This is a genomic window from Spongiactinospora sp. 9N601, from assembly GCF_044326295.1.
Lineage (GTDB): Bacteria > Actinomycetota > Actinomycetes > Streptosporangiales > Streptosporangiaceae > Spongiactinospora > Spongiactinospora gelatinilytica.
Window position 1 is genome coordinate 1 of sequence record NZ_JBIRBB010000036.1, and the last position, 17,690, is coordinate 17,690.

Genomic DNA, 17,690 nt, shown 5'->3' on the forward strand with positions numbered 1-17,690 from the left:
TGTTCTTGCTCTTGCCGTTCTTGGCCTTGGCGTTCTTGCGACCGCGTGTCGCCGAGCTGGGCGCGCCGTGGCGGTCGGCCCAGATCCGGCCCAGCAGCCCCCGCCCGGTCCCGCCGCCGGCAGCGTGGTCCTTACCGGCCTTGCGGCCGTGCTTGCCGTCGCGGTTCTTGCGGTTCTTCCGGCCGCTGTCGCCGTCGCCGTCGTCGTGGCCGGCCAGCCAGCCGAACGCCCGCCCGTGCTTGGACCCGCGCGACCGGTTCCCGCCCCGGCCGCCGTGCCCGCCGTGGTCCAGGCCCAGCAGCCGCCCCAGGCCACCGCCCAGACCGCCGCCCCGGCCGCCCCCGCCGGACCCTGCGGGGCGGGCGCCCTTGTGCCCGGCCGCGCCCAGCGCCCGCCCGGCACCGGCGGCCCGCTCGAACAGCCCGCCCCACCCGCGGGAGGCGGTGCGGCCCTCGCTGCGCGAGCCCGTCCCCTGGTGGCCGTGCCCGCCGTTGCGGTACTTGGCGTAGCCGTACAGGCCCCCGGCCAGCGCCATCCCGCCGGCGGCCACGGCCAGCCCGACCGGCCCGGCCGCCGCCGCGATGGCGTATCCGCCGACCAGCGCCGCGGCGCTGCCGCCGGTCACGGCCAGCCCGACCGGCACGCCCGGCTCCCCGCCGTCGCCGCCGTCGTCGTTGTGGTCGTGGCCCTCGTGCCGGTCGGGGTCACCGGCCGGTGCGGCCGGGGCCGTCTCGACCGGCTCGGCGAACTCGACCGGCTCGACCGGTGCGGCAGGCGCGGCCTGCGCGTTCGTGGTCGCGTCGCTCAACGGGCACCTCCTGAACGGGTCGTGCGGGTACGGGTCGTGCGGGTGGGGTGGTTGCGGTAGAGCAGCCCGGCGACCAGGCCGCAGACCCACGCGGCCGCCAGCGGCGGGAGCGTGGTCCAGGCGGCCAGCGCCCACCAGGCCGCCGCGGAGGCCAGCGCGGCGGTGGCCGCCCGCCGCGCCCAGGCCGGGGCGCGGCGAACGGTGCGGCGGGCGGTCACCGGCCGGCCTCCGGCGTGGCGGGCCAGTCCAGGCGGCACCACGCGATACGCCCGAGCGGCCCGGCGTGGACCTCGTAGGCGTCGGCCAGGGCGGCGACGATGCCCAGGCCCCAGCCGCCCGGCCCGCACGGGCGGTCGGCCGGGACCGGGGCCGGACCCGCGTCCACCACGGTGATCTCGACCGATCCGGGCGCGGCGGCCGCGATGGCCAGGGTGTAGGTGCCATGCGGCGCGCCCGACGCCGAGTGCAGCACGGCGTTCGTGGCCAGCTCGCCGACCACCAGGGCGACGTCGTCGGCGCGGGGGCAGCCCGCGGGCAGCAGGCTCAGCGCCCAGGCCCGCGCGGCGGCGAGCTGGTCGGGACGGCCGGGCCAGGCACGGGCCACACCGGCCGGGGCGGGCGTCGTGGTGGGGGTCATGACACACCCCCGGCCTTGAGTTCGGCGGCGAGGGTGCGGGCGGTGGCCTGCGCGCAGCCGAGCGTGTCGCGGATCGTCTCGGCCGACTCACGGCCCGACAGGCGGCCCGACTCGATCGCCTCGGCCAGCGTGGCGCGGTGTTCGTCGATCGTCTTGCGCGGCGCGATCCGCCCGTTGACGGCCGACCGCCCGCCCGACGCACGGCCCGGCCCGGCGGCCGCGCGGGCCGACCCACCCGACCGGCGGCCCGACTCACGAGGCGGACGTCCAGCCGACTCACCGCCCGACTCAGGACCCGACTCAGGACCCGACTCACGGCCAGGGGGCAGCGCGAGAGTCGGCCGACTCTCACCGACCGGCAGGGTGCGAGCGTCGCCCGACTCACCGGCCGACTCACCGGCCGACTCACGGACCGGCTCGACGGTCACCACCGCGGCAGCGAGCCGGGCCGCGGCCGGGACCGGCGGACGGACCGGCGGCAGCGGGCGGCCGATCACCAGCCCGCCGACCATCCCCAGTTCTCCCCGCCGGGCGGCCGCGCGGTCGGCCCGCGCCTGGCGGGCGATGATCCGCCGAGTCAGGCGGCGATCCCGCCGGGAGGCGTCCGGCCCGGCCCCGTAGCGGTCGCTCCACGCCGCCGCCCACGCCTGCTCTGCGGTGCAGGCCGGGCCGCGGGCGGCCCGGATGCTGGCCGCCTGCCACGACAGCCGCGGGTAGCGGAGCCGCCGCCAGGCCGCGGCCCGGATCTCCGAGCCCGACCGCCCGGACTTGGCCTGCTTGCGCAGCCCGGCGGTCAGCTCCCACAGCACGATCCCGACGACGGAGGCGATGGCGTAGACCAGGCCGACCTGCACCCCCGCCCACGGGTCGTCCGCCGTGGCGCGGGCGTCGATCTGGTGCCAGGCGTTCATCGCGGCGGCGACGCCCATCATGGTCCAGGTCATCGCCCGGTAGCGGCCCGCGGGTAGGCCCGCACTGATCGCCCGGTCGCCCAGGTAGGCGCTGTAGAGCACCGCGCCCTCCAGCGCGACCGGCAGCGTCCAGGCCAGCCCGCCCAGGCCCATGACCTCGCTGCCGAACGCCAGCTGGCCCGACCAGGCGATGGTCATCGGTGAGCCGATCGCGACGGCGCCGACCACGGCCGGCACCCGGGCCCGCACCGCGGTGGCGGTCGCGGCCGCCGCGGCGCGCAGCGCCTGGCGGCGCGCGGCGCGGGCCTGCGCCCGCTCCCGGGCCCGCTCCGTGCGGGCCTGGGCGCGTTCCCAAGCCCGTTCGGCGCGGCGCTCGTCGGCCATCCGGTCGCGCTCGGCGGCCAGGGCCAGCCGCTCCCGCTCGATCTCCAGTCCGATCCGCGCCCGCCGCGCGTCGGTCTCGGCGCGCACGGCCTCGGCTTCGGCACCGGCGACCGCGCGGGCCGCGCGGGGGTCGTAGTAGGTCCTCAGCTCACCCACGGCCGCCCCTCCATCCGATCAGCCGCCGCCGGGGCGGGGACGGCACCGGGCGCGGCATGGCCCGGCAGTACGCGGCGTGGTCCTGGGCGTCCTGGCGGGCCTCGTGGAGCTTGCGCCAGCCGGGGTCGTTGTAGTCGTCGCCCTCACGGCCGTAGGCGGCGCAGCCCAGGCACCGCCAGGTGTAGCCGTTGATCTCGTAGGGGCTGGCGGCGGCGTAGGGGGGGCCGCTGTAGGTCCACCGCGTGGTGAAGCGCGTCCGGTGCAGCTCGGTGACGCTGCCGCCCAGGTTCAGGAACCGCGTGATCACGTCTGCGGGCCGGTCGGCCGCCGTGGTCGGGGTGGTGGTCGGCTCAGCCACGGAGCCACCCCCCGCCCAGACGCGAGATCGTCGAGACCGTGATCTCGGGGGACTTGTTGTCCGGCTTCAAGCAGTCGGCGAAGTGGATGAAACCGGTGTCGGCGGCCTGGGCGACCTGGTAGACCGCGCTGACCACGTCACCGCAGACCACGCGGTCGGTCACGGCGCGCGCGGCCGGGTGGATGTCGGGGCAGGCGCAGCCGTCGCGGTGCAGCCACACGGTGTATCCGGAGGTCCAGCGGTAGCGCTCCGGCTCGGCGGCCAGGACGTCCTCGTCCTCCTCGGCGTCCCCGATGGCGTCCGCGGCCGCGGGCTCACGGCGACGCCACGGCCACCGCGGCCGCGGCTTGGGGTTGTCGAGGGTGTCGGTGTGGTCGTCCAGCGCGGCGGTCGCCGCGTCCACGCTGCTGGCCAGGTCGGTCATGTGCCCGCTGAGCGGGCCCAGTGCGGTGATGGCCTGGGCGACGTCGGCCAGGTCGCCGGATACCGTGGCCAGGTCCTCGTTGATGTTGTGCAGCAGGTTGGCGCGGTCCTCGGCGATCGTGGCGAGCCGGTCCAGGCCGCGGGCGATGTCGGTGCGGGTCGCGGCCAGCTCGTCGGCCAGGGCCAGCACGGCGTAGCCGATGCCGAGCTGGGCCTCACGGTGGTCCAGCCCTACCCGGTTCCAGGTTCGCGCCTCGTCCAGGCGGAGCCTGGCCAGCTCGGCGGGGGTCTGCGGGTCCGTGGTCATCAGGCCACCCCCGCCAGGTCGTCGCCGGCCCCGGAGACGTACTCGGCGGCGTACTCGTGCAGCAGCTCGGCGCGGATGTCCTCGCATGCCTGGCGGCGGGCCGCCCGCTGGTCCGGGCTCTCGCTGGGCAGGGCCAGCTCCAGCAGCGCCATCGGCATGCGGGCGACGATCCAGTCCTGGACGTGCGGCTCCAGCGCCAGGCGGTCGAGTGGATCTGTGGGCGAACAGTGGATGATGGACACGGGCCACTCCCATTGGTCCGGTTCGCGGCCCCCAGTGCCTTGACTCACTCGGGGGCCGCTCTGCGTTGAATTGGCGTACGACATTTGGCGTACGACAATGACGATAAGCGCCCGATCCGTTAGGGTCAACTACTGGCGTACGACAATTCAGAGGGATGGTGATCGCATGAGGGACGGCCGAGACCTGACCCCATCGCGGCAGATCGCGGACAGCCTGCGGTCGGACATCACCAGCGGTCGTCTGCCCCCCGGCGGTCGCTTGCCTACGGTGCGGGACCTCGCTGATCGCTTTGGCGTCAGCCGGAACACGGCGGCCAAGGCGATTTCCGTCTTGAAGTCGGAGGGCTTGATCACGGCACGGTCTGGCTCTGGTGCCTACGTGCGGGAGTCACACCCGATCCGCCGACTCGGACCGGACCGCTACGCCCGGCATCGCTGGCAGGCCACCACGGTCACGGCTCATGCCACCGACCGGCCAGACAGTGAGACAACGCAGCAGCAAGGCGGTCAGCAGCAGGAGGTGTCCCTAGTTGAAGCGGACGACCTGATTGCCGCCGTGCTCGGCATCGATGTGGGCACTCTGGTCTATGAACGCGCACGCGTGATGACCCGGGATGGCATACCCACGCACACCATGACCTCGTACTACAGGCGCGAGGACGTGGAGGGAACGCCAATCGTTGATCCTCGGCCAGGTATCGCCGGGGGCGGCGGGGGATTCGCGGTGCTCTCGGAACGTGGACTCGCCCCACATGAGATCACCGAGGATCTGTTGGCCCGGATGCCAACGGCAGAGGAAGTTCTTCTCCTGGAGCTGCCGGTCGGAGAGCCTGTGGTCGAAGTTCGCCGTATCACTCGCACCGCAGACGGCAAGCCGATCGAGTACGCCCGTGGGGTCCACGCGGGCAGCCGGTTCGTCTGGAGTTACACGTACCCGATCCCAGACTGACCCGCGTCAACGCTGCTCGACCCCCCCGAACATCACCTAGGGTGATCCACCACACACAACAGAACCGGCGGCCCTGGAACCCGCGCATTGGGCACCAGGACCGCCGGTCACGATCCGTCTCAACCCGCCCTGTTTGGCGACACGTCCGGGTTGAGCCTCGCACGCAGAGGACGCTAATGGCTCTACCTGCTGCCACTACGGTAGCTCACCCGTCCGACATCCCGCCCGAGCGGGACAACCCCAATGCGCGAGGAGTGCCGAAGCCTCATGTCAGCACCGCGATAGTCCAGGTGCCTGCCGAGCTGCTGCGGTCGCACCTGAGCGGCCTGGCGGTGGCGGCCTGGGCGATGTACGAGACGTTGATGCCGGTCGGGCTGGGCGGGGGCCGTGCGCCCGGCCGGGCGCGGCGGTGCTGGGTCGCCGACGAACTGGGCACCACCACCAGCGCGCTGGATGATGCGCGGCGCGAGCTGCTGGCCGATCCCGGCGACGGCGGGGGGCCGTGGCTGTCGCGGTCCTCGCCGAAGGGCGCCAAGCGGTCGGTGCGGCACGCGGTGCTGCGGCTGCCGAAGGACACCCGCGGCATCTACGCGCCGGTCCCGGCCTGGACCCTGGACCTGATCCATGCGGGTCGCCGGCGGCCGGGCGGGGCGATCTCCCCCGCGGCGTGGCGGCTGTACGGCCTGCTGGTGCTGGCCCGGCCCTCGGACCGGCGGGCCGACCGGCCGGTGACGGCGTCGGTGGGGTGGCTGGGCGGCCTGTTGCACGCCTCGCCCGACACCGGCCGCCGTCGTCTGCGCGAGCTGGAGACCGCGGGCCTGGCCGAGGTCACCGAGCGGCCCGGCGGCCGCCTGGCGGTACGTCTCATCACCGCCCCTGACCAGGCCGAAGACGCCGCCCGGTACTACGCCACGCACGGCCGCCGTACCGCCGGGAACGGGCCTGGCGACCCCTCGCAACTTCCGGCACTCACCCCTGGCAGAAAGCGGCACTCACCCCTCGCAACTTCCGGCACTCCACAGGAGGCAGCACTACAGGAGTCCCCCCCTCTGGAGGCATCTGGGCCTCTCGCCGTTGGCGTGCTTGCCGCCGTACCGCGTGACGGTGGCGCGGCTGACGCCGAGAGGCCGACCACTTCCCACCCCGAGCACCACGGCGACGAAGCCGGGGGGGGCGACGAGCGCCAGGCCGACGCCGCCGACCACCACGGCGAGCCCGGCCGGGCCGACGCCGGGCCGGTGGCCACCCCGGGCAGTGACCGGGTCCTGGCCGCCGTGGGCGTCGCCGCCGCGGCGCTGCCCGCCGAGCTGCTGGCCGCGATGAACCAGGCCGACCGCGACCGCGTCGTGCGGGCCATCGAGACGGAACTGACCAGCCGTACCGTCGCCGAGCTGACCGCGCGCATCCGCCGCCGCCTGGCGCACTGGCGCGGCCACGACCTGCGCACCATCCGCCGCCCGGTCGCCGTGGCGCTCACCGTGATCCACCGGGGCTATGCCTGCCCCCGCCCGGACTGCGAGGACCACCGGCTACCGTCCGGGCAGGACTGCGCCGCGTGCGACGAGATCGGGACCGCGATCAACGAGACGCGCCGCCGTACGGCGCTGAGAGCCACGCACAGCGGCGATCAACCGCCCGCCGGTAGATCAACCCCACCGGCCGATCTTGTGCCCGTCTCCGTCGATCTCAGCCGCTCAACCCGGCGTGCCGAGCCTGCCTGCCCGAACGCGCTCCACCGGGGAGCGGCCCGCCGAGCCGATGGCCAGTGCGCCGCCTGTTGGGCTGAGCAATACGGCTGACCAGCGCACCCCACTTTACTAAGTCAAGGAGTCGTCGCGGTCCTCGTCCGAGATCTCGTAGGCGGGCACCCCCCAGCGGTCAAGGATCTCCTCCAGTTCCTTCCACCGCGGCGCGGCCAGTTCGTCCGCCTCCTCCCACGTCGGCCCGGTGTATGTCTCACCGGGCGGCAGGTAGCCGTACGGCGTGGAGGTCCAGCCGGGGCGTAGCTGCCGGTTATCACGGCCGTGGGTGGCTCGGGCCGCCTCCATCGCGTCGGCGAACTGGCGGTCCTGGGCGTAGTGGGTATACACCCGCTTCTTCGACACCCCGGCCGCCTTGGCCGCTCGGTTGACATAGCCGTGCCTGGCGAGATCAGCGAGGAACACCTCGGGCCAGTCGGCGCCGCTGTCAGTCTGCATCCAACTCATGCTTCCCGCCCACCAGGCCCTTTTCCTGCCTCATTCCGCCATCGCGTTCCCTCTGTTGCCCCCCTGTTGACCCGGCCATAAGGGCGTCCTCCTCCCGAAGGCGTCCCCAGCCCCAAAGTAGGCCGATCGTTGCAGGCTAGAGGCGTGTTACGGACGACGCGGAGGCTGGGATTTCGGCGGCGGGAGGATGGTGCTGAGATATGGCCGAATCCGCTCAGACCTCTCGGACCCTCTCAGGGCCGCGAAGTCGTGATCAGAGCCTAAAGATGATCAATAGTTTTGAGTTATCGAAACTCATTAACGGTTTTGGATTACATCGAAACGAAAATGGAGGTAGGGTGGGGGTTGTGACGGAGACCACAACGAGCGCCCCGCCCGAGCAGCACCCCCAGCAGGGCCGGGACTGCGGCTACAGCCGATGCGACCGCCGGACCACCCCCACCGGGCGCGGGGGCCGGCCCCGGGAGTACTGCGGCCCGCCCGACCGCGTCTGGCCGGAGCTGGGCAACCGGACCTGCAAGCAGCTCGCCCAGGCCGAACGCGCCGCGGCGCACGCCGCCGGGGTGGACGGCGCGCTGGACCTGTACGCCGCCGCCGGCGGGCCGGTGCTGGCCGCGCTCGCCGAGCTGCGCCCGGTCCTGGACGGCCTGACCGCCGCCATCGACACCCACGCCACCCGGGCCGCCGCGGTGCGGGATGGCGCGCTGGCCCGGATCGCCGACGCCGAGCAGGCCGCCGCCGACGCGCTGGCCCGCGCGGCGGAGTCCGAGGCCGCCCGCGACCGCGCGGCCCGGCAGGCTGAGGCCGCCGAACGAGACAGGAAGGAGGCGATGGAGGCGCGGCGGGTCGCCGAGCGGATGGCCCGCGACGCCGAGGCGGAGCGGGAGCGGCAGGTGGGCGCTGCCTGGCGGGAGGCCCTGGAGCACGAGGCGCGGCGGGCCGCCGCCGAACAACGCGCGGCCGATCAGACCGCCGCCGCCACGCACGCCCAGCAGCAACGGCAGCAGGAGTGGGAACGCGCTGAGGCCCTGGCCAAGGCCGGCCGGGAGCTGGAGAAGGCGAACCGCGGGCTGGAACGCGACCTCGCGCAGGCCCGCGCCCAGGCCGACGCCGCCCGCCAGGCCGCCACCGTCGCCGAGAACGCCGCCGCGCAGGCCCGCGCCGAGCGTGACCAGGCCAAGGCGGAGGCCGCCGCCCGCGTCGGCCAGGCCCGCGCCGACGCCGAGACCGCCCGCGATGCGTGCGCCACCGAGCTGGCCGCGCTGCGAATCGAACGCGACCAGGCGCGCAGTGAGACCGCCGAACTGCGCGCCGAGCACGCCGCCGGGCTGGCCACGCTGCGCGCTGAGCTGGAGCACGCGCGTGCGGCCGCCGCCGCGGCGCAGAACGCCGCCGCGCAGGCCCGCACCGCACGCGACCAAGCGCGCGCCGAGGCCGCCGGACAGCTCGCCCAGGCACGGGCCGAGCTGGCCGCCGCCGAGGCCACCGCGGCCGCCGCCCGCGACGCCGCGGCGGCCGCCGACGCCCGCGCGAGCGAGGCCCTGGCCGCGCTCGGCAAAAGCCGCTGAACCTGCGGCGATGCGGCATGCGTGGTCCGGTCAACGGCCCGTTGACCGGACGGGCCGGAGATGCCACACTGGACAGAGGGTCAACGACCCGTTGACCGCAGGGGAGAGGAGATGCCGGAGTGACGCGCTCACGCGGGACCGAGATCCGGGCGCTGGCCCGGGACCTGACGGCCGCCACCGGGACGGAGGTGACCGCCACCTGGGACAAGAACACCTGGCGGATGGAGTGGTCCAACGGCCCCACAACGCCGGCCATGCGCGCGGCCGCCGGCCCGGCGGGGCAGGACGGCGCTCTCCAGTGGGACCGGGTGATCCAGTCCGACGCGGCCGCGGTCCAGGCCGTACGCGCCGCGCTCGCCGGACGCCGGGCGACCCCTACCGGCATCGACATCGCCTGCGAGGACACCGACCACCCCGAACGGCCCGCCGACGAACGAGAGGCACGCCTGGCCGCGCGGCTGCTGGACGCGGCCGGCGGCCCGGGCGCCGGGACGGCCGCGCTGGCCGGCCTGCTCACCACCCGGGGCCTGGCCCCGCTCGTTGAACCCGACCTCGCCCCTGCCCGGCCCGGCGATGCGGCATGGGCCGCGTGCGTGCTCACCGCCCGGTACGCCACCGGGGCCGACGCCGACGCCTGGCGGATGCACCTGCGCACCCTGCCCGCCGCGGCCGCGGTCGCCGCGGCGGGCACCGGTCAACACACCGCGGACAGCAACGGCGTCGGCGACGGCGTCGGCGACGGTACGGCGGTGCTGGCCGCGCTCACCCTCGCCCCCGCCGCCCGCGCCGAACTGGAAGCGCGGCTCGCCGAGCTGGACGCCATCGAGGCCGCGCTCATCCAGGCCGCCCGCGAGGCCGGCGCGGACTGGCGGACGATCGGCCAGGCCCTGCGCATCACCACCAAGCAAGGCGCTCAGCAGCGCGCCATGCGACTGAGCCGCCGGAGCAAGATGGGCGATCAGGTGACCTGATCGCCCGCCAGCCCCCAACGAAGGGACCCGATCAGATGGCCGACGCCGAGCCGGACATGGACCGCATACACGCGAGGTTGAGCGCCGCGCTGCTGCGGATGCTGCCGAACGATGTCGCCGAGCCGTTCTTCAAGAGCGACGCCTGGACCAGGCTCACCGACGCCGAACGAGCCCTCATCATCGACGCCGACGCCGACATGGACGAGCGGGACCGGCGCGCGCGTCAGCGGGCCCGCCAGGAACGAGCCGAGAAGCGGCGTAGGTAACCCGATCGAACGAAAAGGGGCGGCCCCCGGCCGCCCCTTTTCGCGTGTTGTTTCGTGTGTCGGCCGGCGCGCAGGCAGCCGAGCGGCCCGGCCCGCGGTCCCGTCAACCCCGCACGACGACGGGGGCGGGCGACGGTGCGGGGCGGGGTTGACCGGCCCGGCCGGGCCGCTGATAGGGCTGCTGCGCGCCAGCCGACCGAGCAAGATCAAACACGCCGATCTGGAAAGCAAGTTATCCAGTTAACTCAGTTTGTCCCCATTTCGTGGCCATCGACCTGCGTGAGGCCGTGCGCCAGGACGGGCCGGAAGCGACACCAAGCCGAGCACCACGAACCCCGCCGGTAGGGCGTGACCCGCGTGGCCACCGGGGTTTAGGTTCGTGCGGTGACATCCGATCCAGACGGCCCCGACCGGGAGGTGTCGGCCAGGCATCTGTGGATCGTTGGCGCGGTCACCGGGGCGGCCGTCGTGGCCGTGGCGGCGGCCGCGCTGTGGCCGCAGATACAGGGCGCGTCCGCGCCCGCCGCAGATAGGACGGCGGCCACATCCGCGCGGCCCTCAGCGGCCCCCACAGCGCCCGCAACGCCGCCTCCCGCCGCCACCACGGCACCGCCAGGAACGGCCGCGCCGTCCGCTGTGCCGTCCACCGTGCCGACGACGGCACCGCCGCGGCCGCGGGTGCGCTGGCGCGGCCAGGTCACCATCAGCGGCCCGCGGGCGTGGACGGATCTGGACGCCGACCCGCCGCACATCGCTCGCGCCGGCGGGGACATCAACGGCGACTGGCTGACCGCCTCGCTGCGCGCCGCGACGCCGGGCGTGCGGCTGGCCGTCATCGACCCCGCCGCCGAGCCGGGCCGCCGCGCCTGCGAACAGCAGCTCGCCAGCGGCGGCCTGGACCGCCTGGAGCGGGTCCGCGCTGGCGACGCGGTGTGCGTGCTCACCGACGCCCGGCGGGTGGCGCTGCTGCGCATCACCCACGCCGCCCAGACCAGCGGCCGCCCCATCATCCAGGCCACGGTCACGGTGTGGGACCCGCCGCCCGTCGACGCCGGGGCGGGCCCGTGACCACGCCCCCGGTGCCGGCGGTGCTGGGCATCGACCCTGGGCGGCGATGGACCGCGGGCGTCCTGCGCGCCGGCGACACCGCGTTGCACGGGTGGACGCTGGGCCCGGTCGACGCGTCCGGTCATCCGGACCCGACCGGCGCCGACTCCGTGCATGACCTGGCCGCGTGGGGCCGCTACATGGTGCGGATCATCGACGCCATCGAGGACACCATCGCCCGGCACAAGGCCGGCGCCTACGCCGCGCCGGGCGGGCCGGTGGTCCTGGCCGTGGAGATGGTCGTGCCGCCGGGCGGGCGGATCGCGCTGGCCGACTGGCTGATCCCCCGGCAGATCGTGGCCGCCCTCGTGGCGTACGACCCGGGGGCGGTCCTGGTCGCCCCCGGCGGGCACGGCAAAGCGCGCCCGGTGGTTGAGCACTACCCGCCCGCGCTGTGGCCGACGAAGGGCGCGACCGGCGGCCGCCCGGCCTCGTGGGGGCCGTGCGAGTCGCGGCGCGGTGAGCGCGACCACGAGCGCGCGGCGTGGGACGTCGCCGGGGTGGCCCTGGCCGCCCTGGCCGATGACGACGTCGGCGGCGGGGCGTGATGCCGTGATGCGGGCGTGACGCTGGCCGACCGGGTGGCCGACCTGGCCGCCGCCGCCGAACGCAGCGCGTGGTGGCGCGAAACGGTCTGGGCGGTACGCGACGGCGCGCACTGGGCGTGGCTGGTCGCCTCCCTGACCGCCGCGGCGGTGTGGCTGGCCCGCGGGATGCCCTCGCCGGTGACGGCGGCCGCCGCCGCGGCGGCCGCGCTGACCGGATCGGCGGCCGCGGCCTGGCGGGCCCGCCGCCGCGTCCCGGAGACCCGTCCTGCCGGTGAGGCCCGCCGCGCGGCCGGGGCGGCCTGGCGGGCCGCTCTGGCCGCCTACGCCACCGCCGCCGCGGTGGTCTGGGCCGTGGCGGCGGGGGCGGTGCTGCCGGTGCTGCTGGCCGCCGCCGTGGTGGTGCATCTGGCGGTACTGACCATCCCGGTGCGGGCCCGGCGGCGGCTGCTGGCCCGGCTGCGGATCGGCGCGGCCGCCGTCGCCGGCCGCGGCCAGGACGACGGGGATGCGGTACGGGTCGGGCGGGCCCGCTGGTCCGGTTCCACGGGGCGGACGCTGGATCAGGTCCACATCACCTATCCCGCGTCCTGGGCGGCGCACGCGGCCACCCGGCGGGACGAGCTGGTCGAGCGGATGATGTGGGAGCTGTGCGGGCCGCCGCCGTCCGGCCCGGCCGCCGCCGCGGCGCGGCCGGATTACCTGACGAGCTGGGACCACGTCCGGACCCGGCTGGAGATCGCCCGCGTCCCGTCGCTGCCGCGGATGCTGCCCGCCCGGGACTGGGAGCGCCCGGCCGGGGCGATCGTGCTGGGCCAGACCACCCCGGACCTGGCCGATCTGGTGGCCACCGATGGCACCCCGCTGGCCACCTACGACCCCGCCGCGCACGCGCTGATCGTGGGGGCCACCCAGCACGGCAAGTCCAGCGGCGTGCGGGACTGGGCGGTGGACGGCCTCGTCCATGGGGTGTGGCCGGGCGGGCTGTGGGCGGTGGACGGCAAGGGCAGCGGCTCGCTGGCCGCGCTGACCGGCCGCCGTGGCGTTCACGACGTCGCCCACAGCCCGGAAGAGTGGCGGGCGGTGATCACCGGTGCCGTGGCCCCCGAGGTGGCCCGCCGGTACGCGCAGATGCTCGCCTGGCGCTCCGGCCAGGCGTCGGCCCGCCCGGCGCACCCGCGGGCGCTGCTGATCTTGGACGAGATCCAGCAGGTCCTGCTGGCCTGCCCGGACCTGGCCCCGGTCCTGGGCACCCTGGCCCGCCAGGCCCTGGAGGCCGGGGTGATCCTGTGGGTCATCACGCAGCGGCCCGACGCCCGCGACGCGGTGCCCGGTGCGCTGCGCGACCAGTTGGTGGACCGCGTGTCGTTCGGCCCGCTGGGCGGGGCGGGCGCGAAGATGGCGTTCGACATCGCCGGCGACTGGCATCGGGCGCTGGGCGTGGCCCCGATCGCGGGTCGGGCGCTGACCTGGATGGGCGGTACCTGGCGCACGGTGCAGGCGCCGTGGCTGCCGATCCCGGCCGACGTGCCCGCCGCCGAGCGGCTGTATCCACCACGGCATCCACCACGGCGCAGGCCCTCGCCGCGGCCCGGCCCGGCGCCCCCGCCGGACGACCCGCCCAGCGACCCGCGGCAGGGCGGCCCCGGAGACGACGGAAAGAGGGGGCCGCACGGCGGCGCTGAGAGGCCGCCAGAGGCCCGCCAGGACCCGGCCGGGCCTACGCCCGCCGGGGAGGCGGCAGAGGGGGAGAACGGCCCGCAGGGCCCGCCGCCGATCTACGATCCGGCCGATCCGTACGCCGCGCGGCGACGTCGCCGGCGGCAGTGACCCCGGCCTGGCGACCCGGCCCGGCGGGTTGGGAAGGATTCCCCGTGTGGAACGGCGTGCGAACGCACGGCGGTGCGGGAACTGCGGGCTGCCCCTGCCTGAAGGGGCACGCTCGACGCGGCGATACTGCTCGGCGGCGTGCCGGGCCGAGCAATGGCGGCGGTGCCGACGTTCCCGCGAACTGTATGCCGCGGCACTGGCCGAGCTGGCCGAGCTGGGCGTCGCCGATGGGCCGACGTCACGACAGGTGCGAGCACAGCGGCCGAAGGCGCGCTGCCCGGTGTGCGGGCAGTGGTGGTGGGTGGGACTGCACAAGCGCGCCGATGCCGTCTATTGCAGCCGGCGGTGCCGGACGGCGGCGTGGCGGGCCCGCGCAGGGGTGGTGCCCAAGTGGCTGGCCGATCTTCGCGCCCGATCACGTTAGCGTTCAGCAGGCGTCACGGCGTGACGCTTGGACGTAACACTGACAGTCGGCCCGCCACGCTACTGACAACTCGTCGCGCAACAAATCTGTGCAGGCGACTACGAGAATCGACATGTGGTGATCATGGCCAGGGAGCCGACTCGATGGTACGCCGGAGTCGCTTTGCGACTCCGGCGAGTCTACCATCCGGTTCGCTCACCGCCTGGGCCCGGTTTCCTCCCCTCGGCTCCCCGGTCCTGCTCTCGCAGTCCCGGGGACCCGAGGGGCCCCGCGCGGGAGCCCCGGCGGGCCGCTCGGCGCGCGGACGGTCGTGCGGGCGGATCGGGGTGGGGGAGGGGATGATGACGCGTATGGACGTCTGGGAGCTGGTCTCGGCGGCCGCCGTGGTGCTGGCGTTCTTCGCGTTGTTGCGGGTGGTGTTCGGGGGGCGGCGGTCGCGCCGGTACGGCGGCTACCGGGACCGGCGGATGCGGGGCGGGGGCTCGCCCTGGGGCCTGCTGCTGGCCGGGGGCCTGGCCCGCCGCCTGGACACGGTACTCCTGCTGGCCGCCACCGTGGTGTTCCTGGTGTTCGTGCTGCTCAACGCCCGCGCCTGACCCAGCCGCCGGTCAGCCGCCGGCGCCGCCGGTGTTGATGCCGAGCGCCCGCGCGATGCCGGTGGCGATGACCACGATCACGTCGGGGAAATAAAAGATGATCGCGATGACGACCGCCAGCAACAAGAACTGAATGAACCTGGTGATCTCCCGGGTGAACAGGAAGAACAGCGCGACGATCGAGACGATGACCAGCAACAGCGGCCCGAACAGACCGCGCAGCCACGTCGCCAGGCCCGCTGTATCCGGCGTCCCGGCGGGCGGGGCGCTCGGCGTCATCGCGATGATCTCGAACAGCTCTGCCTGGTGCTGGATCATGACCCGTCCCTCTGCGTCCGGCGCGTCCGTATGACGATCACGGCTTCCGTGATCGCCACGACGCTAGCGCCCGCGCCGACCACCACGGCGGCGATGGCCTGGACGAGGGACCCGGCCGCGCCGGCGACCAGCGCGCCGACCGCCACCACGACGCCGAGCATCACCGCCGCCCACCCGATGCCCTGGAGCCGCCGCGCCGCCGGGGGCCTGCCCGTCGCCATCACGCGATGTCCCCGCGGTAGGCCCAGATGTCCTCACCCGGCGCGTCCGGCTCATACACCGCGCGGGACATCTGGCCGGGCACGATCATGTACGCGCCGTCCCCCCACTCGTCCGGCGGGGCTGCCGGGAAGGTCATGCCGTCCAGCGGGCCGCCCCGCAGGCTCACCGTGCGCTGTGTCTGCATGCCCTCCAGCATGCAGCCCGGCCCCCCGCCGTGTCCCCTACCGTGCCCGTCCGGTCTACCTTTTCCGTCACCGAGTAGTTCGGTGACGGAAAAGTTCACCACTCCTCTTCGAGGGCGGTCGCCCGCCCGGCCCAGCCGCGCCGGTCGCGCATGCTCCAGGGGTTGGACTTGACCCGGCCGGCGAGCTGGTCGTCGATCCATTCCAGGCCGCCGCGGTCAAGGACCTGCTGGGCCCGGGTGATGGCGACATAGGCCAGGCGGGCCTCTCCCCGCGGCACCGCGCGGGGGCGGCCGTCCTCGTCGGCGGCCGGTTGGCGGAAGTCGCCCGCGATCTGGACGGTCGGCCACTCCCGGCCCTTGGCCTTGTGCGCCGTGGAGATGACCACGTCGGCGTACGCCTCGTCCTCGGTCAGGCGCTTGGCCGCGTCCACCAGGGCTGGTGCGCCGTGTTCGTCCACCAGGCGCACCAGCGCCGCCAGGTCCGCGCCGGCCTCGTCATGCTGGACGTACTCCTGAACCTCCGCCCAGGAGGAGAACGCGAACAGCTCGGGATGGTCGGTGGGGCGGCCCGCCTGGAGGCTGGCCGCGGCCTCGGCCAGCCGCCGGGGAGCCTGGCCCCCGCCGACCAGGGCGACCTTCAGGCCGCGGTCCAGGCTGTTCATCGCCTGCCGCAGCGCTTCGGCGTTGGTCCGGCACAAGATCGCCGCCGGTCGGTCCAGGGGGGCCAGGCGAGAGGCGATGGCCGGGGTGCCGGTCAGCCGCAGCCGCGCGTTCAGCAGGCTCAGCCACTTGTTGGCCTCTGCCGCCAGGGCCGGGCCGAACCGCCAGCTCTGGGTGAGGTGCAGACGCCGGTCGGCGGGCCAGGTCTCGATCGCGTTCACCGCGCCCCGCCACTCGTAGATGGCCTGCTCAGTGTCGCCGACCGCGATGAGCTGGGCCCGCTGGGCCTGCACCACGGAGGCGATCAGCGGGTCGGCGTCTTGGGCCTCATCGAACAAGATGAAGTCCGCCGCGAGCTGCGGCGAGGTCAGCGCCCACATCTTGAGGTAGACGTCGTGGGAGAACCGCAGCCTGCCGCGCACGTCGATCAGGTCCTCCCACGCCGTCAGCGCGAGCGGGAACACCGCGTCGGTCAACGCCGCCGCCGCCTCCTCGGTGACGCCGTTGACCGCGGGCACGTGCCGGCGGGTCAGCTCGGCGTCCGCCGAGCGGCAGAACCGGCTGACGGTTTCCATGGCCAGCCTGGCCAGGTGCGTAGGCGCGATCTCGGTGCCGCCGAGCGCCAGGCCGCCGGTGATGCCCAGCCGGGCGGCGGTCTCCCGGGCGGGCAGCCGCGGCCCGTCCAGCCGGGCCTTGAACGCGGCGCCCACCGCGCGGAACGCCAAAGCGTGCGCGGTCGAACAGGTGACGTTTTTAGGGAACGCCTTGGCCGCGGCCCTGGCGATCGCCTTGTTGAACGCGATGTACAGGCCCCGGCGGCCGCCCATCACCGTGGCCGCCATCTTCAGCGTGCTCGTCTTGCCCGTCCCCGCGCCCGCCTCGATGATCAGGTTGCCCCCGCTCTGACAGGCGGTGATGATGTCCGCCTGCTCAGCGGTGGGCGTCAGGCCCGCCACCCGCCCCGGCGTCACTGCGGGCGTGGACGCAGCGGGCACGGCCGGGACGGGCCGGGAGGGGAGAGGATATTCCGTCACCTTGGCGTCGGTGACGTTATCCACGGGCGGTGCGGGCTGTGCGGGAAGGTGGGGGCCCGCCAGGGCGGCCAGGGCCTTCCAGTGGCGGACGAGACCGCTCAGATGACGGCGGAACGCCGCGACCTGGGCGGCGTCCAGGGCCTCCAGGGCGTCCGCCAATCGCGTCACCTCCACGCCGGTGACGAAAAGGCCGTCCAGCTCCCGGCGGAGTTCGCGGCGCTGGGCGGCCAGCGAGAGGGTCCGGGACCCCTTGTAGGTCGCCTGACGGCACGCTTGCGAGCAGTACCGGGCCTGGCGGCCCGGGCCGTTCGGCCTCACGTGGAACGGCTTTTCGCAGCGCTGGCACAACACCACCTCCGGTGATCCGGCCGCGACCGTCGCCGCCCCCACCTCCTGCACCGGTGGCGGTGTGCCGTCCGGTCGCATTCTTCGGCGTCCCACAAGCCCCTCCCGCTCTATAACGTCAGCAAGAGCAAGAGTGACGGTATTCGCTCCCGGGAGCAAGCAGGTTGAGAACATCGGCGAAAACAAAACAGAGGGAGAGCAGCCCGTGCAGTCCCCGCGGCCGGGGCCATGGCTGCAT

General features: G+C 74.7%; 20 protein-coding genes and 1 pseudogene. 9 read left to right on the forward strand and 12 right to left on the reverse strand.

Annotated elements, in window-relative coordinates:
* From ACH34R_RS43030 to ACH34R_RS43060, 7 genes and pseudogenes are all read right to left on the reverse strand, one after another.
* Positions 1–808: pseudogene (locus tag ACH34R_RS43030) on the reverse strand (hypothetical protein); the annotation flags it as partial.
* Positions 805–1,026 (reverse strand): hypothetical protein, encoded by a 222-nt coding sequence (locus ACH34R_RS43035; RefSeq protein WP_397567397.1) that lies wholly within the window; start codon positions 1,024–1,026, stop codon positions 805–807. The gene ACH34R_RS43035 and the pseudogene ACH34R_RS43030, both read right to left, overlap by 4 nt.
* Positions 1,023–1,445, reverse strand: a complete 423-nt coding sequence (locus tag ACH34R_RS43040; RefSeq protein WP_397567398.1) for an ATP-binding protein — start codon at positions 1,443–1,445, stop codon at positions 1,023–1,025. The genes ACH34R_RS43035 and ACH34R_RS43040 overlap by 4 nt, the downstream gene beginning before the upstream one ends.
* Positions 1,442–2,896 carry a DUF2637 domain-containing protein gene (locus tag ACH34R_RS43045; protein ID WP_397567399.1) on the reverse strand — a complete coding sequence of 485 codons (1,455 nt, stop codon included), beginning with the start codon at positions 2,894–2,896 and terminating at the stop codon, positions 1,442–1,444. The genes ACH34R_RS43040 and ACH34R_RS43045 overlap by 4 nt, the downstream gene beginning before the upstream one ends.
* On the reverse strand, positions 2,889–3,254 hold the full coding sequence (locus tag ACH34R_RS43050; RefSeq protein ID WP_397567400.1) for a hypothetical protein: 366 nt from the start codon (positions 3,252–3,254) through the stop codon (positions 2,889–2,891). The genes ACH34R_RS43045 and ACH34R_RS43050 overlap by 8 nt, the downstream gene beginning before the upstream one ends.
* Positions 3,247–3,984, reverse strand: a complete 738-nt coding sequence (locus tag ACH34R_RS43055; protein ID WP_397567401.1) for a hypothetical protein — start codon at positions 3,982–3,984, stop codon at positions 3,247–3,249. The genes ACH34R_RS43050 and ACH34R_RS43055 overlap by 8 nt, the downstream gene beginning before the upstream one ends.
* Entirely contained in the window at positions 3,984–4,226 is a 243-nt protein-coding gene (locus ACH34R_RS43060; protein ID WP_397567402.1) for a hypothetical protein, read from the reverse strand. The genes ACH34R_RS43055 and ACH34R_RS43060 overlap by 1 nt, the downstream gene beginning before the upstream one ends.
* Positions 4,227–4,392: 166 nt before the next feature.
* On the opposite strand from ACH34R_RS43060, the gene ACH34R_RS43065 reads away from it, so the two are divergent.
* Together ACH34R_RS43065 and ACH34R_RS43070 are read left to right on the forward strand one after the other, a co-directional pair.
* A complete protein-coding gene (locus ACH34R_RS43065; protein ID WP_397567403.1) occupies positions 4,393–5,175 on the forward strand; it encodes a GntR family transcriptional regulator in 783 nt (260 codons plus the stop codon).
* A gap of 290 nt (positions 5,176–5,465) precedes the next feature.
* Entirely contained in the window at positions 5,466–6,974 is a 1,509-nt protein-coding gene (locus ACH34R_RS43070; RefSeq protein ID WP_397567404.1) for a hypothetical protein, read from the forward strand.
* 18 nt (positions 6,975–6,992) lie between these two features.
* On the opposite strand, the gene ACH34R_RS43075 is transcribed toward ACH34R_RS43070, so the two are convergent.
* The gene (locus ACH34R_RS43075; RefSeq protein WP_397567405.1) at positions 6,993–7,373 is read right to left on the reverse strand and encodes a hypothetical protein; all 381 of its coding nucleotides are present in this window, start codon (positions 7,371–7,373) and stop codon (positions 6,993–6,995) included.
* 356 nt (positions 7,374–7,729) lie between these two features.
* Between ACH34R_RS43075 and ACH34R_RS43080 the strand changes: the two genes are divergently transcribed.
* The 7 genes from ACH34R_RS43080 (at position 7,730) to ACH34R_RS43110 (ending at position 14,689) form a co-directional block, all read left to right on the forward strand.
* Positions 7,730–8,950 (forward strand): hypothetical protein, encoded by a 1,221-nt coding sequence (locus tag ACH34R_RS43080; RefSeq protein WP_397567406.1) that lies wholly within the window; start codon positions 7,730–7,732, stop codon positions 8,948–8,950.
* A 119-nt stretch (positions 8,951–9,069) separates the two neighbouring features.
* Positions 9,070–9,921: a hypothetical protein gene (locus ACH34R_RS43085; protein WP_397567407.1), complete on the forward strand. Its 852-nt coding sequence runs from the start codon at positions 9,070–9,072 to the stop codon at positions 9,919–9,921.
* 35 nt (positions 9,922–9,956) lie between these two features.
* Positions 9,957–10,187: a hypothetical protein gene (locus ACH34R_RS43090; protein ID WP_397567408.1), complete on the forward strand. Its 231-nt coding sequence runs from the start codon at positions 9,957–9,959 to the stop codon at positions 10,185–10,187.
* 384 nt (positions 10,188–10,571) lie between these two features.
* Complete coding sequence (locus ACH34R_RS43095; RefSeq protein ID WP_397567409.1) at positions 10,572–11,255, forward strand: hypothetical protein; 684 nt, start codon at positions 10,572–10,574, stop codon at positions 11,253–11,255.
* Positions 11,252–11,842, forward strand: a complete 591-nt coding sequence (locus tag ACH34R_RS43100; protein WP_397567410.1) for a hypothetical protein — start codon at positions 11,252–11,254, stop codon at positions 11,840–11,842. The genes ACH34R_RS43095 and ACH34R_RS43100 overlap by 4 nt, the downstream gene beginning before the upstream one ends.
* Positions 11,843–11,857: 15 nt before the next feature.
* Positions 11,858–13,669: a hypothetical protein gene (locus ACH34R_RS43105; protein WP_397567411.1), complete on the forward strand. Its 1,812-nt coding sequence runs from the start codon at positions 11,858–11,860 to the stop codon at positions 13,667–13,669.
* 774 nt (positions 13,670–14,443) lie between these two features.
* Positions 14,444–14,689, forward strand: a complete 246-nt coding sequence (locus ACH34R_RS43110) for a hypothetical protein (protein WP_397567412.1) — start codon at positions 14,444–14,446, stop codon at positions 14,687–14,689.
* A 12-nt stretch (positions 14,690–14,701) separates the two neighbouring features.
* On the opposite strand, the gene ACH34R_RS43115 is transcribed toward ACH34R_RS43110, so the two are convergent.
* From ACH34R_RS43115 to ACH34R_RS43130, 4 genes are all read right to left on the reverse strand, one after another.
* Positions 14,702–14,968, reverse strand: coding sequence for a hypothetical protein (locus tag ACH34R_RS43115; protein ID WP_397567429.1), 267 nt, complete (start codon positions 14,966–14,968; stop codon positions 14,702–14,704).
* 35 nt (positions 14,969–15,003) lie between these two features.
* The gene (locus tag ACH34R_RS43120; protein ID WP_397567413.1) at positions 15,004–15,228 is read right to left on the reverse strand and encodes a hypothetical protein; all 225 of its coding nucleotides are present in this window, start codon (positions 15,226–15,228) and stop codon (positions 15,004–15,006) included.
* Entirely contained in the window at positions 15,228–15,413 is a 186-nt protein-coding gene (locus tag ACH34R_RS43125) for a hypothetical protein (RefSeq protein WP_397567414.1), read from the reverse strand. The genes ACH34R_RS43120 and ACH34R_RS43125 overlap by 1 nt, the downstream gene beginning before the upstream one ends.
* A gap of 95 nt (positions 15,414–15,508) precedes the next feature.
* Positions 15,509–17,506 (reverse strand): UvrD-helicase domain-containing protein, encoded by a 1,998-nt coding sequence (locus tag ACH34R_RS43130; protein ID WP_397567415.1) that lies wholly within the window; start codon positions 17,504–17,506, stop codon positions 15,509–15,511.
* Between the last annotated feature and the right edge of the window lie 184 nt (positions 17,507–17,690).